At 69.0% G+C, this 26,913-nt stretch carries 25 protein-coding genes; 11 read left to right on the top strand and 14 right to left on the bottom strand.

What is annotated here, in order from left to right:
* Positions 1-24 precede the first annotated feature (24 nt).
* From B0920_RS17430 to B0920_RS17415, 4 genes are all read right to left on the bottom strand, one after another.
* Positions 25-1,482, bottom strand: a complete 1,458-nt coding sequence (locus B0920_RS17430) for a DEAD/DEAH box helicase (protein ID WP_078033920.1) — start codon at positions 1,480-1,482, stop codon at positions 25-27.
* 307 nt (positions 1,483-1,789) lie between these two features.
* Positions 1,790-2,536 carry an anti-sigma factor gene (locus B0920_RS17425; RefSeq protein ID WP_078033919.1) on the bottom strand — a complete coding sequence of 249 codons (747 nt, stop codon included), beginning with the start codon at positions 2,534-2,536 and terminating at the stop codon, positions 1,790-1,792.
* A gap of 5 nt (positions 2,537-2,541) precedes the next feature.
* On the bottom strand, positions 2,542-3,147 hold the full coding sequence (locus tag B0920_RS17420; protein WP_229455698.1) for an LON peptidase substrate-binding domain-containing protein: 606 nt from the start codon (positions 3,145-3,147) through the stop codon (positions 2,542-2,544).
* A 93-nt stretch (positions 3,148-3,240) separates the two neighbouring features.
* Positions 3,241-3,696 carry a hypothetical protein gene (locus B0920_RS17415; RefSeq protein ID WP_078033917.1) on the bottom strand — a complete coding sequence of 152 codons (456 nt, stop codon included), beginning with the start codon at positions 3,694-3,696 and terminating at the stop codon, positions 3,241-3,243.
* Positions 3,697-3,894: 198 nt separating this feature from the next.
* Here B0920_RS17415 and B0920_RS17410 point away from each other — a divergent pair, with 198 nt between their 5' ends.
* Positions 3,895-6,207 carry a CHASE domain-containing protein gene (locus B0920_RS17410; protein ID WP_078034457.1) on the top strand — a complete coding sequence of 771 codons (2,313 nt, stop codon included), beginning with the start codon at positions 3,895-3,897 and terminating at the stop codon, positions 6,205-6,207.
* A gap of 33 nt (positions 6,208-6,240) precedes the next feature.
* Here the strand turns inward: B0920_RS17410 and B0920_RS17405 are convergent, their stop codons facing one another.
* Positions 6,241-6,759 carry a nuclear transport factor 2 family protein gene (locus tag B0920_RS17405; RefSeq protein WP_143745819.1) on the bottom strand — a complete coding sequence of 173 codons (519 nt, stop codon included), beginning with the start codon at positions 6,757-6,759 and terminating at the stop codon, positions 6,241-6,243.
* A 477-nt stretch (positions 6,760-7,236) separates the two neighbouring features.
* On the opposite strand from B0920_RS17405, the gene B0920_RS17400 reads away from it, so the two are divergent.
* The 3 genes from B0920_RS17400 to B0920_RS17390 are packed head-to-tail and all read left to right on the top strand — an operon-like array spanning position 7,237 to position 11,607.
* Positions 7,237-9,225 (top strand): TonB-dependent siderophore receptor, encoded by a 1,989-nt coding sequence (locus tag B0920_RS17400; RefSeq protein ID WP_229455696.1) that lies wholly within the window; start codon positions 7,237-7,239, stop codon positions 9,223-9,225.
* 1 nt (position 9,226) lies between these two features.
* Entirely contained in the window at positions 9,227-9,733 is a 507-nt protein-coding gene (locus B0920_RS17395; protein ID WP_078033916.1) for a YfiR family protein, read from the top strand.
* Positions 9,730-11,607, top strand: a complete 1,878-nt coding sequence (locus B0920_RS17390; RefSeq protein ID WP_078033915.1) for a bifunctional diguanylate cyclase/phosphodiesterase — start codon at positions 9,730-9,732, stop codon at positions 11,605-11,607. Before B0920_RS17395 ends, B0920_RS17390 begins: the two co-directional genes overlap by 4 nt.
* Here the strand turns inward: B0920_RS17390 and B0920_RS17385 are convergent.
* On the bottom strand, positions 11,604-13,493 hold the full coding sequence (locus B0920_RS17385; protein ID WP_078034456.1) for a diguanylate cyclase domain-containing protein: 1,890 nt from the start codon (positions 13,491-13,493) through the stop codon (positions 11,604-11,606). The two genes, B0920_RS17390 and B0920_RS17385, sit on opposite strands and share 4 nt — an antisense overlap.
* Positions 13,494-13,762: 269 nt before the next feature.
* Here B0920_RS17385 and B0920_RS17380 point away from each other — a divergent pair, with 269 nt between their 5' ends.
* From B0920_RS17380 to B0920_RS17370, 3 genes are read left to right on the top strand one after another with little or no spacing between them, the layout of a single operon-like run.
* The gene (locus tag B0920_RS17380; RefSeq protein ID WP_078033914.1) at positions 13,763-14,155 is read left to right on the top strand and encodes a YbaN family protein; all 393 of its coding nucleotides are present in this window, start codon (positions 13,763-13,765) and stop codon (positions 14,153-14,155) included.
* 55 nt (positions 14,156-14,210) lie between these two features.
* On the top strand, positions 14,211-14,669 hold the full coding sequence (locus tag B0920_RS17375; protein WP_078033913.1) for an Rrf2 family transcriptional regulator: 459 nt from the start codon (positions 14,211-14,213) through the stop codon (positions 14,667-14,669).
* Positions 14,656-15,567, top strand: a complete 912-nt coding sequence (locus B0920_RS17370) for an NAD(P)/FAD-dependent oxidoreductase (protein WP_078033912.1) — start codon at positions 14,656-14,658, stop codon at positions 15,565-15,567. The genes B0920_RS17375 and B0920_RS17370 overlap by 14 nt, the downstream gene beginning before the upstream one ends.
* 2 nt (positions 15,568-15,569) lie before the next feature.
* Here the strand turns inward: B0920_RS17370 and B0920_RS17365 are convergent, their stop codons facing one another.
* Positions 15,570-15,944 (bottom strand): hypothetical protein, encoded by a 375-nt coding sequence (locus B0920_RS17365; protein ID WP_143745817.1) that lies wholly within the window; start codon positions 15,942-15,944, stop codon positions 15,570-15,572.
* Positions 15,945-16,134: 190 nt separating this feature from the next.
* On the opposite strand from B0920_RS17365, the gene B0920_RS17360 reads away from it, so the two are divergent.
* Entirely contained in the window at positions 16,135-16,977 is an 843-nt protein-coding gene (locus B0920_RS17360) for an isocitrate lyase/phosphoenolpyruvate mutase family protein (RefSeq protein ID WP_218669389.1), read from the top strand.
* An 84-nt stretch (positions 16,978-17,061) separates the two neighbouring features.
* Positions 17,062-18,033: a ribonuclease Z gene (locus tag B0920_RS17355; protein WP_078033909.1), complete on the top strand. Its 972-nt coding sequence runs from the start codon at positions 17,062-17,064 to the stop codon at positions 18,031-18,033.
* 15 nt (positions 18,034-18,048) lie between these two features.
* Here the strand turns inward: B0920_RS17355 and B0920_RS17350 are convergent, their stop codons facing one another.
* Positions 18,049-18,780, bottom strand: coding sequence for a bifunctional 2-polyprenyl-6-hydroxyphenol methylase/3-demethylubiquinol 3-O-methyltransferase UbiG (locus tag B0920_RS17350; protein WP_078033908.1), 732 nt, complete (start codon positions 18,778-18,780; stop codon positions 18,049-18,051).
* A gap of 449 nt (positions 18,781-19,229) precedes the next feature.
* Between B0920_RS17350 and B0920_RS17345 the strand changes: the two genes are divergently transcribed.
* A complete protein-coding gene (locus B0920_RS17345) occupies positions 19,230-20,399 on the top strand; it encodes a hypothetical protein (RefSeq protein ID WP_078033907.1) in 1,170 nt (389 codons plus the stop codon).
* 72 nt (positions 20,400-20,471) lie between these two features.
* Here B0920_RS17345 and B0920_RS17340 read toward each other — a convergent pair whose 3' ends face one another.
* From B0920_RS17340 to B0920_RS17325, 3 genes are all read right to left on the bottom strand, one after another.
* Complete coding sequence (locus B0920_RS17340; protein ID WP_078033906.1) at positions 20,472-21,218, bottom strand: SDR family oxidoreductase; 747 nt, start codon at positions 21,216-21,218, stop codon at positions 20,472-20,474.
* Between the two features lie 418 nt (positions 21,219-21,636).
* The gene (locus B0920_RS17330) at positions 21,637-22,605 is read right to left on the bottom strand and encodes a quinone oxidoreductase (RefSeq protein ID WP_078033904.1); all 969 of its coding nucleotides are present in this window, start codon (positions 22,603-22,605) and stop codon (positions 21,637-21,639) included.
* Positions 22,606-23,063: 458 nt separating this feature from the next.
* Positions 23,064-23,396: an Atu4866 domain-containing protein gene (locus B0920_RS17325; RefSeq protein ID WP_218669388.1), complete on the bottom strand. Its 333-nt coding sequence runs from the start codon at positions 23,394-23,396 to the stop codon at positions 23,064-23,066.
* 239 nt (positions 23,397-23,635) lie between these two features.
* Here B0920_RS17325 and B0920_RS17320 point away from each other — a divergent pair, with 239 nt between their 5' ends.
* A complete protein-coding gene (locus B0920_RS17320) occupies positions 23,636-24,055 on the top strand; it encodes a DoxX family protein (RefSeq protein WP_078033903.1) in 420 nt (139 codons plus the stop codon).
* A gap of 229 nt (positions 24,056-24,284) precedes the next feature.
* On the opposite strand, the gene B0920_RS17315 is transcribed toward B0920_RS17320, so the two are convergent.
* From B0920_RS17315 to B0920_RS17305, 3 genes are read right to left on the bottom strand one after another with little or no spacing between them, the layout of a single operon-like run.
* Positions 24,285-24,899, bottom strand: coding sequence for a TadE/TadG family type IV pilus assembly protein (locus tag B0920_RS17315; RefSeq protein ID WP_078033902.1), 615 nt, complete (start codon positions 24,897-24,899; stop codon positions 24,285-24,287).
* Positions 24,886-25,365, bottom strand: coding sequence for a TadE/TadG family type IV pilus assembly protein (locus B0920_RS17310; RefSeq protein ID WP_078033901.1), 480 nt, complete (start codon positions 25,363-25,365; stop codon positions 24,886-24,888). Before B0920_RS17310 ends, B0920_RS17315 begins: the two co-directional genes overlap by 14 nt.
* Positions 25,362-26,855: a Tad domain-containing protein gene (locus tag B0920_RS17305; protein ID WP_078033900.1), complete on the bottom strand. Its 1,494-nt coding sequence runs from the start codon at positions 26,853-26,855 to the stop codon at positions 25,362-25,364. Before B0920_RS17305 ends, B0920_RS17310 begins: the two co-directional genes overlap by 4 nt.
* Positions 26,856-26,913 lie beyond the last annotated feature (58 nt).

The raw sequence follows: 26,913 nt of genomic DNA, 5'->3' as shown, positions 1-26,913 counted from the left end.
CGCCAGCGGCATCCCTACAGGGTTTTACTGCTTGGGCACGCCGCCCAGCAGGAAGGCCAGCTTCTGCTTGGCCGGCTTGGACTGGGCCACCGGCGCCTGGGCGGCGTCCTTGCGCGGCGCGGCCGCGGGCTCGTAGGGCTTGAGGAACCACGGATCCACCTTCTCGCGGCGCGGCGCCGGACCGGCGCCGGAACGCGGCGGGCGCGCCCCGCCCGGCACGGCGCCCGGCGTGTACTCGTCGCCGCGGCGGCCGCGGCGCTCGCTGCCGTAGGCGTCGCGCGCACGCGCGGTGGGCGCCACGAAGCCTTCCAGCGCGCCCTTCGGCACCGACTGCTTGATCAGCTTCTCGATGTCGCTCAGCAGGCGCTCGTCCTTGTCCGAATACACCGAGATCGCGTCGCCGGAAGCGCCAGCGCGGCCGGTGCGGCCGATGCGGTGTACGTAGTCCTCGGCGTTGTAGGGCAGGTCGAAGTTGATCACGCAAGGCAGGTCGGAGATGTCGAGGCCGCGCGCGGCGACGTCGGTCGCCACCAGCACCTCGACCTCGCCCTTCTTGAAGGCGTCCAGGGCGGCCATGCGCTCCTGCTGGGTCTTGTCGCCATGGATGGCCGAGGCCTTGATGCCCTTCTGCTCCAGGTGGCGCGACAGGCGCGAGGCGCCGATCTTGGTGTTCGAGAACACGATCACCTGCTTGAGCTCGCGCTGGCGGATGATGTGCTCGACCACGTCGCGCTTGTGCTCTTCCTCGACCTTGTAGACCACCTGGGTGACCTTGTCGGCGGTGGCGTTGCTGCGCGCCACCTCGATCGTCACCGGCTCGGTCAGGAAGGTGTTGGCCAGCTTCTTGATCTCGGGCGAGAAGGTGGCCGAGAACATCAGGTTCTGGCGCTTCTTGGGCAGCAGGTTGATGATGCGCTGCAGGTCGGGCAGGAAGCCCATGTCGAGCATGCGGTCGGCTTCGTCCATCACCAGCATCTGCACCTGGGCCAGGCTGATGTTCTTCTGCTCGACGTGGTCGAGCAGGCGGCCCGGGGTGGCGATCACGACCTCGACGCCGCGGCGCAGGATCTCGGTCTGCGGCTTCATGTCCATGCCGCCGAACACCACGGTCGAACGCAGCGGGGTGTGCCTGGCGTAGGCGGCGACGTTGTCGGCCACCTGCACCGCCAGCTCGCGGGTCGGGGTCAGCACCAGGGCGCGCACCGGATGGCGCGCCGGGGACATGCTGCTGTTAGCGTGCGGCATCAGGAGCTGGAGGATGGGCAGGGAGAAGCCGGCGGTCTTGCCGGTGCCGGTCTGGGCCGCGCCCATGACGTCGCGCCCCTTGAGCACGACGGGAATCGCCTGGGCCTGGATCGGGGTCGGGTGCACATAGCCCTGGTCCGAGAGCGCGCGCAGGATCTCCGGCGCCAGGCCGAAGTCGGCGAAGCGCACGCTCGGCGCCGCGCCCGCGGTATCGGTATTGTTCGGTGTATCAGACATAGTTATTGGGCATTCATTGTTTAGGCTCTACGGCCCGGCTGGCGACAGCCGCGCGCGATGCAAAGCTCCGGGTGGGGAAACGGCGGCGGCCGGGCAAGCTTCCCTGGCAGCCCGCCGCTGGCGCAGGTCCGGGCGTTGCCGGCCGTTGGGGCCGCAAACGCTGCCGGTACGCGGACGTAGAGGCACTTTTAGCGGGTGACACGATACCTGAAATCGGCACCCCTGTATATGCTGTCCTGTTTTCTGAACAGTTTGTTAACGGAAATGGATTTGCCGGACAGCGCGGCGCCCGAGGCAGCTTATGCACTCAGGGTTTCCAGCCGCGCTGCTGGGCGGCGCGTTCGGCCACCGGATCGAGGGTGGCGCCGGCGCTGCGCTCCTCGATGGCGTCGAGCACGGCCTGGGGCAGCACGCTGCCGTCGAGGTAGGCGGCGCCCGGCTGGCCCTGGGCCAGCACCGGAATGGTCCAGCGTCCGCGGCTGCGGCAGGCCAGGCCGGCGGTGGTGTCGAGCACGAAGCTGCGGCAATAGGCGCCGTCCTTGGCCACGAAGGTGACGCCGATGCGCACCCCGCCGTCGGCCGGCCCGGGACTGGCCAGCTGTTCGCTCAGGGCCGTCAGGAGCTTGCCGCGCGCCACCAGGGCGCCGTCGCGCTCGACCAGGGTGACCATGCCGGGGTCGCTGCCCAGGCTGCGCCAGCCGAGGGCGCCGGCCAGCGCGCCCACGGCCAGGGCGCCGGCCAGCGCCGCCCAGTGGCGCGCGCCCCAACGCAGGTCCGGCTGCGGCCGCGGGGGCGGCGGGCCGGCCCGGCCCGGACGCAGGGCGTCGAGGTGGACCACCTTGGCGCCGCCCGGGGGCGGCTGGCGCTGGGGCTGGCTGGAGCCGTCGTGGCCGTTGGCCGAGACGCTCACCATGCGGCTGCGGCGCGCGCGGTGCTGGGCGATGCGCGCGGCCAGCACGGGGTCGGCCCGCATCGCCCGTTCGACCGCCGCGCGCGCCGGTTCGGCGAGTTCACCGTTGATGTAGGCGGTCAGGAGGTCGTCCGAGAATTTCATGCCGGCTAGGAAGTGATCAGGCCGTGTTCGTCGAGCACGTCGTGCAGCAGCTCGAGGCGGATCACGGGGTTGTCGAGCATGAGCATCCGGTGCTTCTGCTGGTTCGGCAAAGGCAGCAGTTCGCACCAGCGGTTCGCCACCCAGCCGCAGTCCTCGAGGCGGAACGGCGGCTGCACCGGCCAGCGGTGCTGGGGCACGTCGTGCAGCGAGGCCAGCACCCGGTCGAGGGCGTCGGCCGCGCCCTGCAGCTCGGAGGGCACGCGCACGCTCTGGTCGTCCTCGACCAGCTCGGCCTCGGCCATCCACAGGCCGTTCAGGCGCTGCTCGGCGGTGACGATGTTGAAGCGGGAGCCGCCGCGGCACAGCACCTGCAGCAGGCCCGGCGTGGTGGCGGTGGTTTCGGTCACCGAAGCGATGGTGCCGGCGGCGACGAAGCGCTCCTGTTCCGCTCCCGGCTGGCGCACCTCGTGGCCCGAGGTCAGCAGCACCACCCCGAACGGCGTCTCCTCGAGCAGGCAGCGGCTGATCATGTCGAGGTAGCGCACCTCGAACACCTGCAGCGGCAGCACCCCGTCCGGAAACAGCACCGTACTGAGCGGGAACAGTGGCATGGAAATCGTCGACATGGCTCCCATGATGACAGAATCGCAGCCGAAACGGGAGCACGATTGCAGGGATTCCGCAAGCCTCCGCCAAGAGGCGGATCAGGGTTCCGGCGGCTTCAAGGGCAGGTAGCGCAGGGCCTGGACCAGGGCGCCCAGGCGCCAGCGCAGCCGCTCCCAGCCGGGCCCGGGCGCGGCCACCACCGAGAGCACCACCCGGCCGCCCTCCACCGCCGGGCAGGCATAGACGAACTCGCCCTCGTCCTCGAGCGCGAGCCGGAATTCGCCGCCCGGGGCGACGTCGACCGGACCGAAGACCAGGGGCGCCGTGTCGCGGTTGCGCAGCAGCAGCACGTCCTGCACGCCGAGGGTCAGGCGGATCGCGGCCGGCAGCCTCAGCCCGCCCGGGTGCAGGTGGGCGCCGCGCGGCACCTCGAACACCAGGGCGTGGCTGCCGCCCCCCAGCGGGGCCAGCGCGCCCCAGGCCAGGGCCAGCAGCAGGCCGGCGCCGAGCAGGGACAGCGGCCAGTGGCGGCGCAGCGCCGGCGCCAGGCTCATGCCGGCCTCCGCGCCTTAGGTGTATCGGTTCTGTCTCGATTTAAACGTTGCATATGAGAAAAATTACGCCATAATGAATCCTTGCCCGATGCGTCAAGAACGTGCGCCCGGCCGGGACAAGGATGCGTATGCTACCCAAACTTGCGCGTTTCCGAAAAATTCATCCGCCACGGGTGCCGCCCGTGCGTGCACGACGACATGCTGCTTACCGAACCCGATGAAGCGCCGCGCGCATTGCGCGGCCGGCTGCCCTTGCCGGGCTCCGGCCACGCGCCCCTGCTCCTGGCGATGATCGTGTTCCTGGTCACCCTGGTGGCCACCTACAGCGCCTGGGACAGCGCGCGCCGCAGCGCCGCCGAACAGTTGCGCGAGAGCTTCGACTACCGCACCCGCGACATGGCCTACAGCATCGCGCGCCGCCTGGCCGTGTACGAACAGGTGCTGCGCGGCGCGCGCGGCTACCTGCGCGGCTCGGTCGAGGTGAGCCGCGCCGAGTTCGCCGAGTACTACCGGGTGCTGAGCCTGGACCAGGCCTTCCCCGGCCTGGAGGCGATCGGGATCGCCAGCTTCCTTCCTCCCGGCCGGGTCAAGGCCCACGAGGCGCAGGTGCGCGCCGAAGGCTTTCCCGACTACCGGGTGCGGCCCGACGAGCCGCGCCAGACCTGGACCGCGATCTCCCACATCGAACCCTTCGCCGGGCGCAACCTGCGCGCCTTCGGCTACGACATGTACAGCGAACCGGTACGGCGCGCCGCGATGGAAGCCGCGCGCGACAGCGGGCGCGCCGCCATGAGCGGCAAGGTGGTGCTGGTGCAGGAAGGCAGCGAAGGCACCCAGTCCGGCTTCCTGATGTACCTGCCGGTCTACCGCGCCAGCCTGCCCGCGGCCAGCGTGCAAGAGCGGCGCGCGGCCCTGGCGGGCTGGGTCTACGCGCCCTTCCGCATGAACGACCTGATGCGCGGCGTGGGCGGCATCGCCGCCGGCCAGCTCGACGTCGAGATCTACGACGGCGCGCAGCGCACTCCCGAAGCCCTGCTGTACCGCTCACCCGGGCAACTGGCCTCCCCCGCCCGCTTCGAGACCGTGACGCCGCTGCAGATCGCCGGCCGCACCTGGACCGTGGGGATGCGGCCGGGCGCGGCGCTTGAGGCCAGCCTGGACACCACCCGCCCGCTGCTGATCGCCGTCACCGGCATCGGCCTCGGTTTCCTGCTGGCGCTGGTGGTCTGGCTGCTGGCCACCGAGCGCCGCCGCGCCCTGCAGCTGGCCCAGGCCATGACGCGCGAGCTGCGCGTCTCGCACGACCGCGCGGCGGCCGAGCGCGAACGCATCCGCGTGATCCTGGAAAACGCCTACGACGGCTTCGTGGCGGTCGACACGGCCGGCCGCATCACCGACTGGAACGCCAAGGCCACGCGCATCTTCGGCCTGGAGGCGGACGAGGCGGTGGGCCGTCCCGTGGAACACCTGCTGCCGGAGGATAAGCGCAACAAGTTCCGCCAGGGCTTCGCGACGTTCAAGGACACCGGCTTCTGCCCGCTGATCGGGGCGCCGGTCGAGACCGAGGTGCAGCATGCGAGCGGCCGCCGCGTGCCGGTCGAGCTGGCGGTCGCGATGCTGCCGACCGATGCCGGCTCGGGCGCGACCATGTTCGTGCGCGACATTACCGCGCGGCGCGAGGCCGAGGCGCGCGAAGAGCAACGCCAGCAGGGCCTGGACGAGGCCCGCCGGGCGCTGGCGCGCGCGCAGAAGCTGGAGGCGGTGGGCAAGCTGACCGGCGGCGTGGCCCACGACTTCAACAACATCCTGCACATCATCAGCGCCAACGTGCAGCTGATGCTTCGCGCCGACGGCCCGATCAACCGCAAGCGCCTGCACAGCATCCTCGACGCGGTCGAACGCGGCTCGAAGCTGGCCGGCCAGCTGCTGGCCTTCGCGCGCCGCCAGCCGCTGCACCCGACCGTGGTCGACATCGGCCAGCTGCTCGAGCGCATGGATTCGCTGCTGCTGCGCGCCGCCGGCGACAGCGTCACGGTGGAACGCAGCGCGCCGCCGCAACTGTGGCCGACCCTGGTGGATCCGAACCAGCTCGAGAACGTCCTGCTCAACCTGGTGATCAACGCGCGCGACGCGATGGAGGGCGCGGGCACGGTGCGCCTGGCGCTGGAGAACGTGACGGTGGACCCATCCGGCCTGGCGGGCGACCCCGAGCTGGCGCCGGGCGACTACGTGGCGATGGCGGTGCAGGACAGCGGCCACGGCATGCCGCCGGAAGTGATGGAGCGCGCCTTCGAACCCTTCTTCACCACCAAGCCCGAGGGCAAGGGCACCGGGCTGGGGCTGTCGATGGCGCACGGCTTCGTGCGCCAGAGCGGTGGGCATATCCGGCTGGCGAGCGCCCCGGGAAAGGGGACGACCGTGACCATCTACCTGCCGCGCTACGTGGCGCCGCCGGCGCGCCTGGAGGCGCAGCCGACGGACTCCGACGCGGACGCGGGCGCGCAGGCCTAGGAGCCAGCGCGGCAGGACCTCCGTCCGCCGCTCCTAGGCCCCGGGCGCGGGCACCCGCCGCAGCACCTCGTCATACGCCGGCAGGTCGAGCCAGGCCGACACCTCCACCGCCTTGCCCCCGCGCAGCCGGAAGATCCACACGTAGCTGTTGGCATACGGCTGCCCATCCCCGGCCACGCCACGCCCGTCCCACTGCGCCACCACGGTCTCGCCTTCCGCCCACATCCGCCAGCTGACCGGCCTGACCGGTTCGGCCATGCGCTGGGCGAAGGGCCGCACCGCCCGCTCGAGGAAGTCGCGCTTGCCGCGATACACCCCGGCCGAGGGCCCGCTGCCCTTGATGGTCCAGACCACGTCGTCGGCCAGCACCTCGTCGAAGAAGCCCTTGCCGCCGGCCGCCCACTGCGCGAAGGCGCGCTCCAGGAAGCGGCGCTTGTCTTCCTGCGCCTGGCCCTGGGCCAGGCCGGCGAGCGGCGCCAGCGCGGCGCCGGCCAGCATGCCGAGGGCGGCGCGGCGGCCCAGGCCGCGGTGCTCGTCCTTGTCACGGTTCATGTCGTCCCCTCCGGTTGATGAAGAACATGACGGAGATTGTCGCGCGCAGGGATGCCATGGGCCAGCCCCGATCCTGCGGATTGCTTGCCCGATCCTCCAATCCTCCTCCGTTCTCCCACGCCGCAGCGGCCTCTCACCCGCGCCTGGCAGGATGCCCACCGCCGCGTTGATCCCTTCGGCGCCGCGCTTGCCGGCCTCGACAGCGCGCCGCAAGAGGCCGCCGCTGTGCATGCCGTTCGCGCGCATGCTTCGCCCCCAGGCCGGCGGCTTCAGGCTGCGCGCGGAAATCACCCCTCCAAAAGTGTTGTTTTCCGCTAACACCGAAGCAGGAAAGCATTTTTGGTAGTTTCCCTCTGGTATTATCAAATGACACCAAGAAATGTCACAGATTTTCCCCAAGATGGGGCGGCTGTGGGTCAAAACCGTGCTCGTCACTGAAGTATGCGCTCACTGCTCAATCATTCTCGCACCAACCGGGTGCGCCACACTGTCAAACCCCTGCTGGCCCTTGCACTCCTGTGGAGCGCCGCGCCGGCCCGTGCCACCACGCCTGACCTGGCCCAGGTTCCGCTGGAAGCCCTGATGGGCATGAAGATGGTCAAGGCCGCGTCGAAGTTCGAGCAGCTGATCAGCGAAGCACCGGCCGCGGCCGTGGTCCTGAGCTCGAACGACATCCGCGCCCACGGCTGGCGCACCCTGGCCGACGCCCTGGCCAGCCTGCCCGGCCTGTTCGCCACCGAGGATCGCAATTACAGCTACCTCGGCGCGCGCGGCTTCCTGCGACCGGGCGACTACAACAGCCGTTTCCTCCTGATGATCGACGGCGTGCGCACCAACGACGCCGTCTATGACCAGGCCATGATCGGCAACGAGGGCATGGTCGACATGGACCTGGTGCAGCGCATCGAGTTCATTCCGGGCGCCGGCTCGGCGGTGTACGGCTCCAGCGCCCTGTTCGGCGTGATCAACGTGGTGACCCGCGACGGCAATGCGCTGGCGGGCACGCGGGTGGCGCTCGGGGCCGGCAGCGCCGGCGAACGGCGCGTCCGCGCCAGCTACGGCTGGCATGGCCAGCACGGCGGCGACCTGCTGATGTCGGCCAGCGTGCTCACCCGCGACGGCGAGAGCCTGTACTACCCCGAGTTCGACACCCCGGAGCAGAACCACGGCCGGGTGGCGGGGCGCGACGGCGAGCAGGCGCGCCAGTTCCTGTTCAAGGCCAGCTACGGCGGCTGGACCGTGTCGGCCAACCACGTGCACCGCACCAAGATGCTGCCCACCGCCTCCTACGAAACGGCCTTCGGCGCGCCGAACCGGACCATGGATGCGCACGGCGTGCTCCAGCTGGGCTATGCGCGCAACCTGGCGCAGGGCGTGAACCTTGCCGCCCAGGGGCTGTGGGGGCGTGCGGATTACCTCGGCCACTACTACTACGCCACCGGTCCCGAAGGCGAGGTCGCCCCCAACGTCGACGGTGGCAAGGGCCGCTGGGCCGGCCTGAACCTGCACGCCACCATCACCCGCTTCGCGGGCCACAAGATCGTGCTGGGCGCGGATTTCCAGCACGACACCCGGCGCGACCAGTTCAATTTCGACAGCGCGCCCTACGCGGTCCTGATGGACACGCGCCACCCGGCGAACCGGCGCGGCCTGTTCGTCGAGGACGAGATGCGCCTGGGCGAACAGGTGCTGCTCAACGCCAGCCTGCGGCGCGACCGCCACGGCACCGGCGCGCGCAGCACCAGCCCGCGCGTGGCCCTGCTCTACCGCTTCTCGCCCGGCAACACGGCCAAGCTGATCTACGGCCGCGCCTTCCGCGTGCCCAACGCCTACGAGATGTACTACGAGGTGATCTCAGAAGACGGCGGCCAGCTGGCCAATACGGCGCTGGCGCCCGAGCGCATCAGCACCCTGGAGGCGGTGCTCGAGCACGCCTTCGGCGCCAGCGGCCACGCGCGCCTGTCGCTGTTCTCCTACCGCATGCGCGACCTGATCTCGCAGGAGGCGGACGCCGACAGCGGCATGCTGGTGTTCCGCAACATCGACCGCGCCAGCGCGCGCGGACTCGAAGCCTCGCTGGAACAGGTGTACGCCAGCACCGCGCGCCTGCGCGCCAGCTACACCTGGCAGCGCGCCGAGGACGGCCACGGCCAGCTGCTGGGCGCCTCGCCGCGCCACATGGCCAAGTTCAACGGCGTGCTGCCTCTGGCGCCGCTGCGCGCGCGCCTGGGCGCCGAACTGCACTGCCTGTCCTCGCGCCTGACCGAGCGCAGCCGGGTGGGCGGCTACTGCGTGAGCAACCTGACGCTGTCGAGTTCGCGGCTGATGCCGGGCGCCGACCTGTCCCTGAGCGTCTACAACCTGGCAGACCGCCGCTACGCCGATCCGGCCGGCCCGGCCTTCGTGCAGGAAGCGCTGGCGCGCCAGGGCCGCAGCGTATTCGCCAAGCTGGCGTTCGGGTTCTGAGATGCGCGCCGGGCTCGCACGCGTCCTGGGCGGCAGCGCCGTGTTCGGCACGCTGCTGCTGGCGGCGCCTGCGCCGGCCCAGGTGCGCGACGTCGAGATGAAGGCGGCCTATATCTACAATTTCGTCCAGTTCACCAGCTGGCCCTCCGAGCGCGAACGCGAACGCGAACGCGAGACGCTGGCCGTGTGCGCAGAGCGCGCCAGCGTGCTGTGGCCGGCACTGCACGCCTACAACGGTCGCCAGGTGGGCGGCCGCGCCTGGCGATTGCTCGACAGCGCCACCCACCCGAAGGGCGCCGGCTGCGACCTGCTGGTGCTGGGCCGAACGGCCGAAGCCCAGGCCGCCCCAGGCCTGCTGGTGGTGCGCGACGGCGCCGGCGCCGGCGCCGCGATCAACCTGGTCGACGACGACGAGCAGCTGCGTTTCGACGTCGACACCCGCGAGGCGGCGCGCGCCGGCCTGCGCCTGAGCTCCAAGCTGCTGCGCCTTGCAAGGAACGTGTTATGAATCCCTCCGCACTTCCCCCGATGCCGGGACGCCAGCCGCGCATGGCGCGCATGCTGGGCGCGGGCCAGTTGCTCGCCGCCGTGGCCGGCCTGTTCGTGGCCGGCGGCATCCTGCTGGGCTACCAGTTCGTCACCTTGCGCCAGGGCCTGCAGGCCGACCTCGAGATCCACGCCAGGGTGCTGGGCGAGAACGTCGCGGCCTCGCTGATGTTCGGCGACCGGGACGCGGCCAACGACGTCCTGCATGCCTTCCTGGCCGACCCGGCCCTGGTCGAGGCGGTGGTGTTCGACACGCGGGGAAGGGAATTCGCGGCCTTCCGGCGCGACGCCGGCGCGCCCGGCGCCCTGGCCCGCCTGGCGCCGCGCTGGTTCGGCAGGGCCGGCTTCGAGGGCCCGGTGGTCTACCGTGGCCGCACGCTCGGGCGCATGCGGCTGCACGCCCATACCGACGAAATCGGCACCGCGCTGCGCAACTACGCCCTGCTGTTCGCGCTGGCCTCGGCCGGGGCGCTCACCGCCAGCGCCCTGCTGTCGCGCCGCAGCCGCGCGCGGGTGGCGCAAGCCGAGGCCGAACTGGCCTACCTCGCCTACACCGACCCGGTGACCGGGCTGCCCAACCGGCGCGGCGGGCAGGAGGAACTGGACGCCGCGCTGGCGCAGGCGAGCGCGGGCGGCGAACGGGTCGGCCTGGTGCTGATCGACCTCGACAACTTCAAGATGATCAACGACAGCGCCGGCCACGCGGCCGGCGACCGGCTGCTGCACGAGGTCGGCGCGCGCCTGCGCGCGGTGGCGCGCGACAGCGACCTGGTGGGACGTTTCGGCGGCGACGAATTCCTGGTGATCGCGCGCCCGCTGGCGTCCGGCGAGCAGTTGGCGGAACTGGCCACGCGCCTGATGGAGGCGCTGCGCCGCCCGGTGCAGCTGGACGGGCTGGAAGCCACGGTGACGGCCAGCGCCGGCACCTGCGTCTACCCGGACGACGCCGCCAGTTCGGGCGAATTGATGCGCAACGCGGACGCCGCGCTGTACCACGCCAAGGGCGGCGGACGCAACCGGGTCGGCGAATTCCGGCCGGCCATGATGCACGCCACCCAGCGCCGCGCCCAGCTCGAGCGCGACCTGCGGCGCGCCCTCGAGACCGAAGGCCTGGCGGTGTTCTACCAGCCGCAGTTCGACTGCGCCAGCGAGCGCCTGGTCGGAGTCGAGGCGCTGCTGCGCTGGATGCATCCGGAGCACGGCTTCGTCGGCCCCGACGAATTCATCCCGATCGCCGAGGAGTGCGGGCTGATCGTCGAGATCGGCCAGTGGGTGCTGGAGCGCGCCTGCCTGGACGCCATGGCGCTCGGACGCCGCAGCGGCGCGCCGCTGCACGTGGCGGTGAACGTCTCGGCGCGCCAGTTCCGCGAGAAGGACTTCGTGCGCAACGTCGAACAGATCCTGGCGCGCACCGGCCTGCCGCCGGGACGGCTGGAGCTCGAGCTCACCGAGAGCATGCTGATGCAGGACCGCGCCGCCGCCATCGACTTCATGCACGCGGTGCGCGCGCTCGGGGTGCGGCTGTCGATCGACGATTTCGGCACCGGCTATTCCTCGCTGTCCTACCTGCAGTCCTTCCCGATCAACCAGCTCAAGATCGACCGCAGTTTCGTGCGGCCGCTGCCCGACGGCGGGCAGATGCTGGCGAGCGCGGTGATCGGCCTGGCGCACGACTTCGGGCTGACCGTGGTGGCCGAAGGGGTGGAGGAACGCGCGCAGCTCGACTGGCTGCAGCGGGCCGGCTGCGATTACGCGCAGGGCTATCTGCTGGGCAGGCCGGTGCCCTTGTCGGCCCTGCAGGCGCAACTGCTCGAGAACTGCCCGGCCAACTCCTAGTCGACCTTGGTCCGGTAGCTGCCCGACACCCGGTTGCGCCCGTGCGCCTTGGCGTCGTACATCGCCAGGTCCGCGCAGCGCATCAGGGCCTCGCCATCGCCGCCGCAGTCCGGATACAGCGCGTAGCCGAGGCTGCCGGAAATGTGCAGCACCCTTTCCCCATCCTCGAAAGGCTCGTTCAGGCGCGCCAGGATGTTGGTCGCCACCAGGCCGGCGTCTTCCGGCGCCTCGCAGCGCGGCAGCAGCACCACGAACTCGTCCCCGCCGACCCGCGCCAGGGTGTCGGACTCGCGCAGCGCCGCGCGCACGCGCTGGGCCACCATGCGCAGCAGGCGGTCGCCCACGGCGTGGCCATAGGTGTCGTTCACCGGCTTGAACTTGTCGAGGTCGAAGTACACCACGCCGACCTTGTGGCCGTCGCGGTCGGCCGCCAGGATCGCCTGGCGCAGGCGGTCGCCGAACAGCACCCGGTTGGGCAGGCCGGTGAGCGCGTCGTGGTGGGCCATGCGGAACATGCGCGCCTCTTCGAGCTTGCGCGCGTCGATGTTGGAGAAGGTGCCGACCATGCGCAGCGGCTCGCCGTCCTCGCCGCGCTCGGTCACGGTGCCGCGCGCGTCGATCCAGCTCCAGTCGCCGTTGCGCAGGCGGATCCGGTGCTCGGCCGCGTAATCGTGGGCGCGGCCCTCGAAATGCTCGCGCAGGGCCTTGCGCACCCCGGGCAGGTCGTCCGGATGGACGATTTCTTCCAGCGCCTTGCCGTACCAGGAGATCACCGAGCGCTCGGCGTCCAGGATCAGCTGGGCGCGCGGCGACAGCGTGGCCAGGCCGGTGCGCAGGTCGCAGTCCCAGACCCCGTCGCCGGCCGCGTTCAGCGCCAGCTTCCAGCGCGCCTCAGCCGCCGCCAGAGCCTTGTGGGCGCGCCGCTGGCGGTCGGCGGCGCCGATCGCGGCCCAGCCCAGCACGGCCAGCACCAGCGACACCAGGGCCCCGGTCCAGTCGAGCAGGGAGCGCTGCTGTCCGCTGCGCGCCTCGGCGTCGCCCACCGACTCGGCCACCGCCAGCGTCAGCCCGTATTCCGGCAGGCGGCGCCAGGCATGGTCGCGCTCGATGCCGTCCAGGCGGCCGGGAATGCGGAAGTGGCCGCTGTAGGGCGCGCCCGGTTCGTTGTAGGGCATGGCGTGCAGCACCCGCCCCATGTCGTGGTTGCCGCCCATGCGCGTGCTGCGGCCGATCAGGGCGCCGTCCTCGTGCACCAGGCTGATCGCGGCATGCGGGCCGAGGTCGATGTCGTCGTAGAAACGCAGGAAGTAGTTCGGCGCCACCGAAGCCACGATCACGCCGCGCAGCACCCCTTTGGCGTCGCGCACCGGACGGGTGAACAGCACGGTCCACTTGCCGGTGATGCGGCAGCGCGTCGGACGGCTGACGATCAGGCGGTCGCCTTCGCTCGCCAGGTGGGCGGCGATCGGTTCCAGGTCGCCCATCTTGAGGTGCCTGGGCGCCGGGCCGGCATTGGTATAGATCAGGCGGCCCTCGGCGTCGACCACGCTGATGTGCATCGGCACCCGGCTGTCCAGGTGGCGCGCGTGGTCGGCCACGGTGGCGGCGAAACCGTCCGGGTCGCGCAGCCAGGTGCCGCGCAGCTGGACCAGGGAGAGGTCGAGGATGCCGATCGTGGCGCGCACTTCCTCGGCGAAGGCGCGCGCCAGGTTGGCGCGGTTGGCGCTGGCGGCGGCGTTGGAGAGTTCGGCGATGCGCCCCTGCTCGACCGCCACCAGGCCCCATACCACCGGCAGCACCAGCGCCAGGTAGATGGCGAGATGGCGCAGCACGCGGCCGCGCAGAAAGCTGCGCAGCAAGGGTCGGGAAGACAGGGAGGCAAGCATGGCCATGGATCAGGCGCGCCTGGCGGGGCCAGGTCCAAGTCGAATCAGCGGGCGGAGGCAGCCGGGCGTTCTTTGCGTGGTCCGCTACTGTCGAGTCAACGCGCCCGTCGTGGAGCTGTCATTATACTGAACTTGCCAACAAGAATTTAATGTTGCAATGCATAATTGTCAGATGCGGCGTCCACGCAACAGCGGAAGCTTGGTCAACAGCGGGACAGGGATGGGAGAAATGTTCCTTTCCCCGGCGTCCGGAATGCTAGAGTAAAAGCATGCGACTGTTCTTCAATATCGCCGGCGCGGCGGCCCTGCTGCTCGGGATCCTCGGCATCTTCCTGCCCTTGCTGCCGACCACGCCCTTCCTGCTGCTGGCCTCGGCCTGCTTCGCGCGCGGTTCGACGCGCCTGCACGGCTGGCTGCTGTCGCACCGCGTGTTCGGCGAATACCTGCGCAACTTCGAAGCCGGGCGCGGCATCCCGCTGAAGGCCAAGGTCGTGGCCACCGTCATGCTCTGGGCCTCGCTGCTGGGCGCGCTGGGCAAGCTCGAGCACCCGGCCCTGCAGGGCCTGGTCCTGCTGACCGGGATCTGCGTCAGCACCTATCTGTGGCGCTACCTGCCCACCCTGCGCACCCGCGCGCCCGACCAGGCGCCACCCCTGCCCTGAGGATTTTTCGGCCGCGAGCGCGCTATCGCGCCGGTTTTGTAATATTATTAGTTACATGAAACGCGACAGCAAACTCTCTTCGGTGCTGCACGTGCTGCTGCACCTGGCGCAGGGCCAGCGCCCCCTGACCTCGGACGAGATGGCGGGCTACCTCGGCACCAACCCGGTGCTGGTGCGGCGCGTGCTGGCCGGCCTGCGCGAGCGCGGCTACATCAGCTCGGAACGCGGCCACGGCGGCGGCTGGACCCTGACCTGCGACCTGGCCAAGGTGACCCTGGGCGACGTCTACGAGGCGGTGGGTTCCCCTCCCTTCTTCGCCATGGGCAACCGCAACGAACAGAGCGCATGCCTGGTCGAGCAGGTGGTCAATGCCTCGCTGGCCGAGGCCTTCGAGGACGCCGAGGCGCTGCTGGTGCGCCGGCTCGGCAGCGTCACCCTGGCCGACCTGTCGCGCGACTTCAACCGGCTCTACGAGCAGCACCCGCACAGGAGGTCCGCGCATGAACACACCTGACTTCGAGGTCATCGTCGTCGGCGGCAGCTACGCCGGCCTGTCCGCCGCCCTGCAGCTGGCGCGCGCCCGCCGCCAGGTGCTGGTGGTCGACGCCGGCCTGCGCCGCAACCGCTATGCCGAGCACTCGCACGGCTTCCTCGGCCGCGACGGCGCGCCGGCGGCCGCGATCGCGGCCGAGGGCCGGCGCGAACTCGGCGCCTATCCCACGGTGCGCTGGCACGAGGGCAGCGCGCTCGAGGCGCGCGCCGAGGGCGAGGGTTTCGTGGTGACGCTCGACGACGGCCGGGCGCCTCGGGCGCGGCGCCTGGTGCTGGCCACCGGCGTCACGGACGAGCTGCCGGCGCTCGAGGGCCTGGCCGAGCGCTGGGGCAAGAGCGTGTTCCACTGCCCCTATTGCCACGGCTACGAGCTGAACGGCGGGGAGATCGGCGTGCTGGCGCGCGACGCCCTCTCCTACCACCAGGCCATGCTGCTGCCGGACTGGGGACGGGTGAGCCTGTTCACCAACGGCGCCTGGGACCCGGACGCGGCCCAGCGCGCCGACCTGCAGGCGCGCGGCGTGCGCATCGAGACCACCCCGGTGCTGCGCATCGAGGAGCGTGCCACGGTGGCGCTCGCCGACGGCAGGCATATCCGCCTGGACGGCCTGTTCACCTTCGGCAAGGTGCGCATGAGCAGCCCGCTCGCCGGCCAGCTAGGATGCGCCTTCACCGACACCCCGCTGGGCGGCGTGCTGCGGGTCGACGATGGCAAGCAGACCTCGGTGCCCGGCGTGTTCGCCGCGGGCGACGCCACCCGCGGCATGGGCAACGTCGCCATGGCCGTGGCCGACGGCGCGATGGCCGGCGTGGGCGCGCACCGCTCGCTGGTGTTCGCGGGCGCCAGCGCGCCGCACTGAGCTCAGCAGCCGGGCGCCAGGCGCCCGTCTTCGTCGGCCGGGTAGTGGACCACGATGCGGCCGTTCCGACCCCGGTATTCGACGGTCACCGCGCCGCCGGGCGAGGCAAGCCGGTCGGGCGCGACCTGCTCCAGCGGAACCAGCTTCGATTTGCCGAAATCGGCCCACAGGCGGTCGTCCTGCTCGACCAGGTCGAGGCGGCGCCCGTTGGAGAGCCGGTAGACGCCCTCGAGCTCCTCGATCAGTTGCGGACTGGTCGCCGTGGCGGCCTTAGCCGGCGCGGCCGGCATGGCGGCGCGCTGCGGGCAAGTCGCGGCGCCCGCCAACAAGGGGCATGACAGTGCCGCCAGGGCGGCGATGCTGGCCAAGCTAGGCATATGTCCTCCTTCATGCTCACGGGCCTGGCCGTCCCGATGGCGGCCTACCCGTTTCTTGTGACAGCGGCGGGCGGGCCGAGTGCGCGGCAATATCAGGCTGCGAATTTCACATTGAGCATGCTCAAACCGACGCGCAATCGTCTTCCGTCCAGCCGTCTCCTTGGTCCGGGCTCAGCCGTGGCATCATGTCATGACAACAATCGAGGAGATCGCGATGTCCGCCTGTTTCGACCAACAATTCCAGGCCCTGCACGAGAACGGCCTGCTGCTGCTCGCCAACTGCTGGGATCCCGGCAGCGCCCGGGTCGCGGCGCTGGCCGGCGCGCCGGCCCTGGCCACCAGCAGCGCCGCCGTGGCCTGGTCCCTGGGCTACCCGGACGGCGGCAAACTGCCGCCCCACCTGCTGGTCGACACCGCCGCGCGCATCTGCGCGCGCAACCACCTGCCGCTGACGGTGGACATCGAAGACGGCTACAGCGAGGACCCTGCCGAAGCCGCCCGCCTGGCCGACGAGCTGATGGTGGCGGGCGTGGTCGGGGTCAACATCGAAGACGGCGGCGCGCCGGCCGACTTGCTGTGCGAGAAGATCGTGGCGCTGCGCAAGGCGGCGCGCGAGCGCAGCGTGGCGCTGTTCATCAACGCCCGCTGCGACGTCTACCTGCGCGGCCTGGCGCCGGAAGGCGAGCGGGTGGCCGAGGTGCTGGCGCGCGCCGCCCGCTACCGCGACGCCGGCGCCAGCGGCCTGTTCGTGCCCGGCCTGACGAATCCGGACGAGATCGCCGCCGTCGCGCGCGGCGCCGGGATGCCGCTCAACCTGATGGCCCTGCCCGGGCTGCCGCCGCTGGAGGAATTGCGCGCGCTCGGCGTGCGCCGCCTGAGCGCCGGTTCGGCCCTGGCCGAGGGCGTGTTCGGCCTGCTGAAGGCTGGCGCCGCCCACTTCATGGCCACCGGCCGGCTCGACGCGCCGGCGGGGGGTGCGGCGGGCTATGGCGAGATCAACGGCTGGATGCAAGACCCCGACGACGCCGACTGACGCGGCCGGCGCGGCTCCATGCAGGCCGCCGCGCGGGCCACGCTTCCGCGATAATCGCCCTCATCCCCTCGACCAAGGACGGCGATGGAACTTTTGTTTCTTGGCACCTCTTCCGGCACACCGACCCGGCGCCGCAACATGACGGCGCTGGCGATCCGCGCGCGCGGCGCGCGCCACTGGGCGCTGGTGGACTGCGCGGAAGGCACCCAGCACCGGCTGCTGCGCGCCCCGCTGTCGCTGATGCACCTGCGGGCCGTCTTCATCACCCACCTGCACGGTGATCACTGCTATGGCCTGCCGGGCCTGCTGGCCAGCGCGGGCATGCTCAACCGCACCGAACCGCTGTTGCTGATCGGCCCGGCGCCGCTGCGCACGATGATCGGATGCATCATGGAAACCAGCCAGCTGCGCCTGCCTTATCCGCTCGGTTTCCTGCTGCCCGAGGAGGCCGGCCTGGCCGAGATCCTGCCCGAGTTCTCGGTGACCGCCACGCCCCTGTCGCACCGCCTGCCTTCCTGGGCCTACAGCTTCACCGAGGCCAGGATCGAGCGCAAGCTCGACACCGCCAGGCTGAAGGCCGACGCCATTCCGTCCTCGCCCCTGTGGCGCGAGCTCCAGCAGGGCCGCGACGTGGTCCTGCCCGACGGCCGCCCGCTCCTGGCCGAAGACTACCTGCAGCCGCCGCGCCGCCGCCGCCGCGTGGTGGTCGCGGGCGACAACGACAGCCCGGAGCTGCTGGCCGACGCCGCGCTGGAAGCCGACGTGCTGGTGCACGAAGCGACCTATACCGAAGCGATATTGCAGAAGGTGGGGCCGGGGCCGCAGCACAGCTCGGCGCTGCGGGTCGCGCGCTTCGCGGCCAGCGCGCGGGTGCGCAACCTGGTGCTGACCCACTTCAGCCCGCGTTACCAAGAAGGTCCTGGGGCCGAGCCCTTGTCGGATATCGCGGACGAAGCGCGCTCGGCCTATGCCGGCCCCCTGTTCCTGGCGAGCGACTACGACCATTACCTGCTCGACCGCGAGGGAGGACTGGCGCTTGCCGCGCCGCCGGCCTGAGCCGGCTTGCCGGCCTTATTTTTGCAGCACGACGATGCCGGCCTGGTGCTTGGAGAACAGCACCGTCGCCAGGCCGGCCAAGGTGCGCATGCCGGGAATGCGCAGCAGCTTGCCGACCAGGTTGCCGGCCTGCTTGCGGTAGAGCGCGATGTAGAGGTAATAGGCGTGCGGGTGCACGCTGAACTTCCGAAAACCCACCTTCTTGCCGGCGCGGATGATCTTGGCCGGATGCATGTCGCGCTCGGTGGTGCCGAACTCCGCCATGACGGCGGCCGAACGGCGCTCGTGGCCCAGGCCCGGTTCGGAGGTGATGCAGATGCCGCCGGGTTTCAGCGCGCGCCAGGCGCTTTGCAGGGCTCCCACTTCGTCCACCGCGTGGTGCAGGCAGTCGAAGAACACGACCACGTCGAATTCCTCCTTGAACGCGAGCGACTCGTAATCGCCGACCACGAAATCGAGATTGGCCAGGCCTTCCTTGCGCTTGAGCTCGCGGCCCGCATCGATCGCTTCCGCCACCAGGTCGGTGCCGACCACATCGTAGCCGCGCTTGGCAAACAGCACGCTGGTCCAGCCGGTGCCGCAGCCCATGTCGAGCAGGCGTCCGCCTTCCGGCATCAGGCCGAGCATGGCCCCGAGTTCCATCAGGTAGAGACCGCAATGCGCGTCGGACCAGGGCTTGTGGGTGGCGTGCTGCATGCCCGCCTCGCCGATCTTCTTGAAATAGTCGTACTCGCCTTGGGTTGCCATGGGTCTCGTATGTGGAGGGGGAAAGCCGCGATTTTAGCTGATCGAATCGCAACCTCCTGGAAACGATTCAGGACCCGCTTTTTTCGCTCCAGTAAGGACGGCTGCCGGTACTGATCGAATCGGCCTGTGACGCCGGTTTGGCCCCGCGCCCCATTGTGCGAGGCCAAACCCACGCCAGCTCGACGGCGTACCTTGATGGCTGCCGCGTCCGGGACGCAGGCAAGGTCGGCGTTGCCGCGCCAGGAAATCGATCCGAACGCAAGGGCTGGCGTACCGATGGGCCGGCGCTCTGGACACCGCAACCGAACGCAGGAAGGTCTACGGCAACGGCGGCCGGGACCTCGGACGTCCTCGCGTTCGCAGCAACGCGCCGTGCGAGCGCGCCCCTGACCGGCGCGATCCGACGGGCCTGCTGCGCAGGCCCGCCGCCATCAACCTCTGGAGGATGTATGCAAGCGAAACAAGGTGTTTCCCTGTTCCTGCTGGCCTTCGGGCTGGGCCTGGGCTGGTGCCAGTCCGTTTCGGCCGCCCATCCGGAATACCGCGTGACGGTGGTGGGGCCGCCCGGCAGCCAGCCGGCCGACATCAATTACGCTGGCGTAGTGGTTGGCAACTTCCCGACCGGCATCAACAGCAGCCGGGCCTTCATCAACCGGGGCAAGGGCATGGTGATCCTCAATTCCCTGTGCAGCCGGTCGTGCAATGTGCGGGCCATCAACGACAAGGGCGTGGTGCTCGGTAACTGGGCTTCGGCCAGTGGCCAGAACCGCGGCTTCCTCTACTACCACGGCAAGCAGCGCGACATCGGCACCATCCTCGGCCGGCGCTCTTCATTCAGCGACATCAACAATGCCGGCTACATCGTGGGGTCGGCGGAAGCGCCGGATTTCTCGAACCGCGGCTACCTGCGCGCGCCGGACGGCAAGTTGAAGGACATCGGCACGCTGCCGACCGAGAGCCCGTCCGCCACGCCCAGGGCCCTCAACAACCGCAACCAGATCACCGGGGCCTCGGGACCGCTGCTGTTTCCGGATCCGCCCTTCCGCGCCTTCCTCTGGACCAAGGGCCTGATGCGCGACCTGGGGGACTTCGGCTTCACGCCCAATGAAGGACTGGCGATCAACGATCGCGGCCAGGTGACCGGCAGCGCCGCCCTCCCCTTCGGCTTTCGCAACCAGACCGCCTTCCTGTACAGCAAAGGACGGCTGATCAAGATCGATACACGGCCGGACAACGTAGACCAGTTCGTGTCGGGAGAAGGGATCAACATCCACGGGCATGTGGTGGGAAGCAGCGACCACCTGGGCGGCTACATTTATCGCGGCAGGAAGATGGAGGCGCTGAATGCGCTGATCGATCCGAAGTCGGGCTGGGATGTGCGCTTCCCGCGTGCGATCAACGACAAGGGGCAGATCGCGGCGGCGGCTTACCGCGGCGGGCAGTCGTATGCGGTGCGCCTGGACCTGATCCGTCCGCATTTCCTGAGCGCGCCGCGGGACGAGGCCGACGAATCGGCGCCGCTGGTGACCGAGCCGCAGTCGCCGGAAGCGGCGGCGGAGGAGGAGAAAGCCGAGGCGCGTGCCCAGGCGCTGGAGACGGTCATACCGGTGCTGCAGTAAATCCGGCAGCGACGCGCGCCGCTTGAGGTCGGGCGCGCGTCCTGCCGCTTGCCGGCTGACCGGCTGGCGGACTTACCAGGCCTGGTTGGTCGGCATGATGAACAGCTCGGCGATGTCCACGTGCTGCGGCGCCTGCAGTGCGTAGACCACGGCGTCGCCGATGTCCTCGGACTTCAGGAAGGTCATCTGGTCCTTCAGGCCTTCCATCTGGGCGCGATAGCCCTGGTCCGACACGTGCTCGAACAGTTCGCTTTCCACCGCGCCCGGCTGCAGGCTGGTGACGCGGATGTTATGGGGCGCGCCCACTTCCATGCGCAGGGTGTCGGTGAAGGCAGCCACCGCATGCTTGGTCGCGCAGTACACGCCCAGGCCCTGGACGGTCTTGCGGCCGGCGATCGAGGAGGTGGTGATGATGTGGCCGGATTTCTTTGCCGTCAGGATCGGCAGGGCCGCCGCGACGGTGTTCAGCACACCCTTGATGTTCACGTCGACCATCTGGTTCCATTCATCGGTTTTGAGGCTGACGATGTCCGAGGCCGGCATCAGGCCCGCGTTGGCGAACACGATGTCGAGCGTGCCGTAGCGGTCGACCAGCGCCGCCACCCCGGCGTGCACCGCGCCCGGATTGGTGACGTCCATCTCGATCGCGAAGGCCTCGCCGCCGCCGGCGCGGATTTCCTCCGTCAGGGCGTCCAGCCGGTCGAGCCGGCGCGCGGCCACACCGACCTTGACGCCTGCCTGGGCCAGTTTCTTTGCGGTGGCGGCGCCGATGCCGCTCGAGGCGCCCGTCACGAGCGCGATTTTTCCTTTGAGTTCCATGATCCACTCCTTTTCAGCTGTTTGAAAAAAGCGCTTCGCAGTGTTGAAGCACGGGACCATGATCGGAGAACGCGCTCCTCGGCGCTTTCGGCGCCTTGCCGCGGCTGTCGGGATTTTGCTATCGCGTGTCCTTCGGGTGGATGCGCGGCGCTGTCGATCCTTGCCGGGCGTGAGGCCGGTGCGTGGAGGAAAACCTGCCAGGCTCGGATGCAGGTGGCCGATACGGCGATAGTCGAGTGCACTCACCTCGTCGCTATCGAAGTCCGCAAGATGGGAGTGGACCGGGGAGGCGCGAGCGCCGCCTGGTCCATCATGCCGAGGACGGTAAGTTCTTGGGGGACGGCGACCGTCGACATGGGTGGCCACCTGCGCAAGTGGCACCACCGCATGGCTTGATTGCCGTCCGCAGCTTCCCTTCTCAGGGCAGCAGGATTGCCGCGCCGCTGAGGCGTCGCGCGGCGATGTCCTCGTGCGCCTGCACCGCATCCTGCAGGCGGTAGCGGGTCGGCAGGATCTCGCCGAACACGCCGTCCTTCATTGCCGCGAAGAGGGCCTCGCTGGCACGCTCCAGTTCCTGCCGCTCGCCCACGTACTGGCCGGTGCTGGGCTGGACGTAGCGGATGCCGCGTGCCGCGAGCGCCGCCTGGTCCACCACCGGATTGCCAGACGCGTTGCCGACGTGAATCAGGTGACCGCCGTCGCGCAGCGCCAGCACGGATTGCGCGAAGGTCGCCTGTCCCACCAGTTCGTAGACGACATCGACGCCGCGACCATTGGTAAGCGTGCGCACCTGCTCTGCCAGTCGGGGTTCGCCGGCGTCCAGCACGTGGTCGACGCCCCAGGAGCGGACCAGCGCGAGCTTGTCGGCGCTGCCCGCCGTGGCGATCACGGTCGCGCCGAGCGCCTTGGCCCAGCGCGCCACCATCGAGCCGACGCCGCCGGCCGCGGCATGCACCAGCACCGTCTCGCCGGGCTGCAGGCGGTGCGCGCCGAACAACATCATCCAGGCGGTCAGGCCCTTGGTAAAGGCGGCGGCGGCCGTGTCGGACGCCACCTCGTCCGGCAGCTTGACCAGTTGCCGGGCGTCGATCAGGCGTTCGGTCGCATAGGCGCCGAAGGAGAAGAAATAGGCCGCGCGGTCTCCCGGCCGGACCGTGGTCACGCCCTCGCCGACGGCGACCACCACGCCTGCCGCCTCGACGCCCATGGCCAGGGGCAGCGGCACCTTGAAGGCGCCCGAGCGGAACAGGGTGTCGACGAAGTTCACGCCGATCGCCTCGTGACGCAGATGGACCTGGCCGGGGCCGGGACGACCGATCGCGGGCGCGGCCTCCAGGCGCATGACGGAAGGCTGGCCGGTTTCGGTGATGCGGATGTGCTGGTTCATGGTGGACTCCTGTGCAGTGGTGGTTGAGTGAGTCCATGGTAGATAGTTCTTCCACACGGATAAATCGCACTCTGGAGTACCCACTATTCCCGTACGGGTGATAATCTGGTCGCATAGCTGTCCTGCTTGGCAAAAAAAGGGCAGCGCTATGGATTACCCGAGCGCGGTGGCGCCTTTGTGTGCACGCCGACCTGCGCCTCGCTGGCGCCCGTCATGGAGGATATTTGTGTCATAAACACGCCCCCATCATTACCGGAAGGCACGTGGACAGCGGCGCCCTGGTGCAGGCGCTGGGCGACTGGCAGGCGCCGGCGCTTCCCATCCATATCGTGTATCCAGCCGACCACCACCTGATCGGCCGCGCGCGCGGGCTCGTCGACTGGATGTGGGGGCTGTTCCGGCACTGCCCCGACACGCTTCCGCCCGGGCCGGCCGGAGCCCTTCCTGCCTCGCTTGCCTTAGCGCTTGGTGGTTGGCGGCGCGGACTCGCGGTACAGCACCATCCCGGCGTGGTACAGCACGCCGTCGCGGAAATCGCCGTCCGCCGTAAAACCGGTGTCGTCGACGTACTCGATATGGTCGCCCTTGATCCAATAGCGCCCCTGGTAGGCGCTGCGACGCTTGCCGCGCGCCTCGTCGTAGCGGCCGTTGGGCAGCAATTCGTGGCGGATGTAGCCGTCCGCCGTGACCCACATGCCGACGTAGGGGTGGCTGGCGGTCTCCTGGCGGGCGTCGCTCGCCGTCGCGACGGCGGTAGCGGTGACGATGGCTGCTGCGATTGCATGACGCATGGTGGCCTCCTGATGTGAAATCGAAAGCCTCATGCTAAATCCCGGCCATTCAAGGGCCAATGCCGATTGCTCGGCGAGGATTGCCTGATCCTCTAAGGCCAGTGCTAGCGGCCTCATGCATCGACAATTTAGATACGTCTCATCCAAACATATAGGCTAGTGGGATGGGTAAAGTAGGCCTAAGATTCCTCCCATGCCGCCGATCGACGGCCAACCACACAAGCGAGAAAGGATTCACCATGAACACCAATAACAACACCGCGCTCCTGTCCGCCGCCGGCCGTATCCTGCTGGCCGCGATCTTCATCATCAGCGGGCTCGGCAAGCTCGCCGCGCCCGCCGGCACCATTGGCTATATCGCCTCGGCCGGCCTGCCCTTCGCTACATTGGCCTTCGGTATCGCTGTCGCGGTCGAGCTCGGAGGCGGCCTGCTGCTGGTGCTGGGCGTGAAGACGCGCTGGGTGGCGGCGGTCCTGGCCGTGTTCTCCATCGTCACCGGACTGGCCTTCCACAATGCGATCGGTGACCAGAACCAGTTCATCCACCTGATGAAGAACCTGGCGATGGCGGGCGGCCTGCTGCAGGTAGCCGCCTTCGGCGCCGGCGCCTTCAGCATCGATGCCCGCACGGGCCGCGCGGCAGTGCGCCAGGCTTCCTAAATCGCCGCGCAAGGTACAGGCCGTGCACGCCGCGAGGCTGCACGGCCTTTTCACGTTGATGGAGGTGTTGCCGGTTAACTCATCGCTCGCCTTGCGTCCGTATTCGTGCGCGTGGATGAGGATATTGCTGCCCTTGTTCTTCTCGAACGCTTCCTGGGCGGTGTCGGTGTGCCGGCTGCGGGCTTGCCCGGCACGATCCACTCCATGGACACACCTTTGCTTCCACGGCCTATTCACATGGCAAGGAGCCGAAGGTCCTGCCCAGGGTCTGGGCCGGAACGATCGTCGTGGACTGGGGCAGTTGCAGTCCAGATAGATCAACCAGTGGCACCATTGTCCGATAGGGAACCGCGCTGCAGGTCGTGCCGCCTCCCGGCTGGCAGATCCGTACGCGGACCAGGCGGATGCAGCTGGAATCGTAGGGATTGGCAAGGCAATTGAGGTAGTTCCGCGCTGGACAGGAAGGCATGGGCGAAGCCGGCTGCATCGCGAGTGCACCCGTATCCGGGTCCTGGGCAAGCGACAGGTATTCGATCTTCAAGTGCTGTGGAGTGACCGGGTCACCCAGGATGAGGTTGCCGCTACTGTTGGAAAAGATGGCAGTGGCACGTATCCGGTCGATCGAAGCCTGGTCGAACCCGGAATTCGCGGCCTCGGCGGCGGCACGCCTGGTCACCTCCTGGAGCGTGTTGAAAAGATAGACTGCGCGCGCCACCTCGATCACGACGAATACCAGCGAGAAGAACACGATGGCGACCAAGGCGAACTCTACCGCGCCGACGCCACGCTGACGCGTGCGCAGGACGTGGATGCGGCGCACCGGCTTGTCCTTATCGTCCGACATAGGGCATCTGCGAAAAGACGATGATATTGATGCTTTCGTTCCCCATGAAGTCGAAGAAGAAGGGCTGGGGAACGGTCATGCTGGTCATGGCCTGGACGGCAACCGGCGTATTGGTCGTATTGCACCGCGCATACAGCACGAAGGACGAGTTGCCGATCGGATATCCACACTCGATCGAGGATTCCAAGGTCGCTCCCAGGCGAAAATCCGCCGTCTCGTGGAACTGGATGTCGCGTGCCAACTCCTCCGCAGCCTTGTTCTTGATTTCAGCAAGCGGCGCGGCCGACATGTACAGGGCGGCATCGTGGACGGATTTTTGCACGGCGGTGTAGTACCAGAAAAAATTCCCGAACACGAACACCAGGACGAACAGCGGAAGCAGGACGAAGGTGATGCATACCGCGGCTTCGACGGCGACCGCCCCTTCCTGCGGACCCGGCATGGCGTATCGACGAGCTGTCTTCATTTGAAAAGCCTCACTTGGCCGGCGAGCGAATCTTGCGGAGCCAGTCCGGCAAACTCCGCATGCAGGTCGGTCTCCGTGGCCGGCACGGTCATGAAGAACCTGGCAATGCCCAGCACCTCGGCCGTGGTGGGCGAGCCGGGCGCAACCGGGCAACGGAGCAAGGGCACGTTGAGTACGCGACGATTGGCCACACCCGCGAGGCCAACCGGCGCCTCTACCTTCTCGAGATAGGGTGTGGACGGATAGGTCTGCCCTGCCTTAACCTGTTGCGCGCCCGGGGTGTACAGCGCCGGCCAGTTCGAGGTGCTGAACTTTGTATATCCACTGGCGGGTTCCGGCGCGCCTTCGACGTACTTCGAGTCCTTTACGACTGCCTTGGCGTATATCCACAGTGGACCGTACATTCCCCCTGTAGTGGATCCCGGAATCACATTCGACGGCAAATCCGCGATCGTCAGCAGCTTGTTGCCGCTCGTCCTGGTCTCCGCCGACTGGCCTGTCGGCGGCTTGGCCATCCATGGGAATTCGGTGGAGAAATCAAACCGCTTGACGTTCGTGTCCGGTGGCGCCGTGCTCGCATCGCAGGGCGCAGTGTATTGGCCGAATCGCGAGTTGAGCTGCTGGTACAGGCCCCCCAGCGGAAAATCGGGTTCGACCGTGATATTGCCCCCTGCCAGGCTGGGAACGGCAAGGGTGCCGGTACAGGCGAAAGGGCGAACCACATCCAGCCGGTCCATGACAGGAACGCCGGCAGTACCGGGCACCGCCACTGGGTTGACCAGGTAGTTCGCGCCTTTCGAGGTCCCGTTTGGGTTGAGCTTCATGAGGTTGTAGCTGATGCCACGCCGGAAACCGTACTGCACCAGTTCGGTACCACGGGCCTCTCCCGCGGAGGCGGACATCGCGCAGATCGCAAGTGGCGTGACGTCGATCGATACGCGTCCGGCCGTCGCTACGCTCGCGAGATGCGAACTCGGTCCGATGGAGGGAAGCATCGCCATGAAGACCATGGGCACGTCGCCATGCTGGACAGCGAGCTTGCGGGTGTCCACCCGGGCGAAGAACATGGTCAAGGCCCTTGTCGGCTGCGCGGCCGATCCGGCGTCGAACCATGTACTGCCACCGGGCGCCGCGCCGAACGAGAGCGCATCCTCCGACCATTCGACACTGGCATTGTTGTAGTTGTAGAACATGTTCATCGCCGCCCGACCAGCGGCGGCACGGGCACGGTTGACGCCGGCGGCCGACCCATCGAGCTCCTTCGCCGCCGCGAGGGCGATGACATCGGCCAGATTTTGCAGCTCGACCTTCCGGTTGTACATCCTGCCCAAGTCAATGGCCATGCCACAGAGAGAGAGGATGACCACGACAAGCACAACCGTCATAACCGCGAAAGCGCCACCTTGGCGCCGCAGCGGGGGCGCAATTGCGCCGGACCGCCCGTTCGGAACAGGGCATGGTGCGGCGAATTGGTTGTCTGGCCCTCGCATGGCTTCATCCAGTATCAGAAGTGTTTCCGCTTGCCTTTAGAAATCTTACGAGCAGCAA

Source organism: Massilia sp. KIM, from assembly GCF_002007115.1.
GTDB lineage: Bacteria > Pseudomonadota > Gammaproteobacteria > Burkholderiales > Burkholderiaceae_D > Telluria.
This window is presented reverse-complemented; position numbering and strand designations above follow the sequence as displayed.

Bases quoted from the DNA above. Each gene is read 5' to 3' on its own strand.
- B0920_RS17425 (WP_078033919.1), bottom strand. From the start codon at position 2,536: ATGAAATTCTCGGACGACCTCCTGACCGCCTACATCAACGGTGAACTC.
- B0920_RS17415 (WP_078033917.1), bottom strand. From the start codon at position 3,696: ATGAGCCTGGCGCCGGCGCTGCGCCGCCACTGGCCGCTGTCCCTGCTC.
- B0920_RS17315 (WP_078033902.1), bottom strand. From the start codon at position 24,899: ATGTCGGACGATAAGGACAAGCCGGTGCGCCGCATCCACGTCCTGCGC.
- B0920_RS17350 (WP_078033908.1), bottom strand. From the start codon at position 18,780: ATGGCAACCCAAGGCGAGTACGACTATTTCAAGAAGATCGGCGAGGCG.
- B0920_RS17375 (WP_078033913.1), top strand. From the start codon at position 14,211: ATGAAACGCGACAGCAAACTCTCTTCGGTGCTGCACGTGCTGCTGCAC.
- B0920_RS17395 (WP_078033916.1), top strand. From the start codon at position 9,227: ATGCGCGCCGGGCTCGCACGCGTCCTGGGCGGCAGCGCCGTGTTCGGC.
- B0920_RS17385 (WP_078034456.1), bottom strand. From the start codon at position 13,493: ATGCTTGCCTCCCTGTCTTCCCGACCCTTGCTGCGCAGCTTTCTGCGC.
- B0920_RS17405 (WP_143745819.1), bottom strand. From the start codon at position 6,759: ATGAACCGTGACAAGGACGAGCACCGCGGCCTGGGCCGCCGCGCCGCC.
- B0920_RS17365 (WP_143745817.1), bottom strand. From the start codon at position 15,944: ATGCCTAGCTTGGCCAGCATCGCCGCCCTGGCGGCACTGTCATGCCCC.
- B0920_RS17310 (WP_078033901.1), bottom strand. From the start codon at position 25,365: ATGAAGACAGCTCGTCGATACGCCATGCCGGGTCCGCAGGAAGGGGCG.
- B0920_RS17325 (WP_218669388.1), bottom strand. From the start codon at position 23,396: ATGCGTCATGCAATCGCAGCAGCCATCGTCACCGCTACCGCCGTCGCG.
- B0920_RS17320 (WP_078033903.1), top strand. From the start codon at position 23,636: ATGAACACCAATAACAACACCGCGCTCCTGTCCGCCGCCGGCCGTATC.
- B0920_RS17360 (WP_218669389.1), top strand. From the start codon at position 16,135: ATGACAACAATCGAGGAGATCGCGATGTCCGCCTGTTTCGACCAACAA.
- B0920_RS17345 (WP_078033907.1), top strand. From the start codon at position 19,230: ATGCAAGCGAAACAAGGTGTTTCCCTGTTCCTGCTGGCCTTCGGGCTG.
- B0920_RS17305 (WP_078033900.1), bottom strand. From the start codon at position 26,855: ATGCGAGGGCCAGACAACCAATTCGCCGCACCATGCCCTGTTCCGAAC.
- B0920_RS17420 (WP_229455698.1), bottom strand. From the start codon at position 3,147: ATGCCACTGTTCCCGCTCAGTACGGTGCTGTTTCCGGACGGGGTGCTG.
- B0920_RS17370 (WP_078033912.1), top strand. From the start codon at position 14,656: ATGAACACACCTGACTTCGAGGTCATCGTCGTCGGCGGCAGCTACGCC.
- B0920_RS17410 (WP_078034457.1), top strand. From the start codon at position 3,895: ATGCTGCTTACCGAACCCGATGAAGCGCCGCGCGCATTGCGCGGCCGG.
- B0920_RS17390 (WP_078033915.1), top strand. From the start codon at position 9,730: ATGAATCCCTCCGCACTTCCCCCGATGCCGGGACGCCAGCCGCGCATG.
- B0920_RS17430 (WP_078033920.1), bottom strand. From the start codon at position 1,482: ATGTCTGATACACCGAACAATACCGATACCGCGGGCGCGGCGCCGAGC.
- B0920_RS17340 (WP_078033906.1), bottom strand. From the start codon at position 21,218: ATGGAACTCAAAGGAAAAATCGCGCTCGTGACGGGCGCCTCGAGCGGC.
- B0920_RS17355 (WP_078033909.1), top strand. From the start codon at position 17,062: ATGGAACTTTTGTTTCTTGGCACCTCTTCCGGCACACCGACCCGGCGC.
- B0920_RS17330 (WP_078033904.1), bottom strand. From the start codon at position 22,605: ATGAACCAGCACATCCGCATCACCGAAACCGGCCAGCCTTCCGTCATG.
- B0920_RS17380 (WP_078033914.1), top strand. From the start codon at position 13,763: ATGCGACTGTTCTTCAATATCGCCGGCGCGGCGGCCCTGCTGCTCGGG.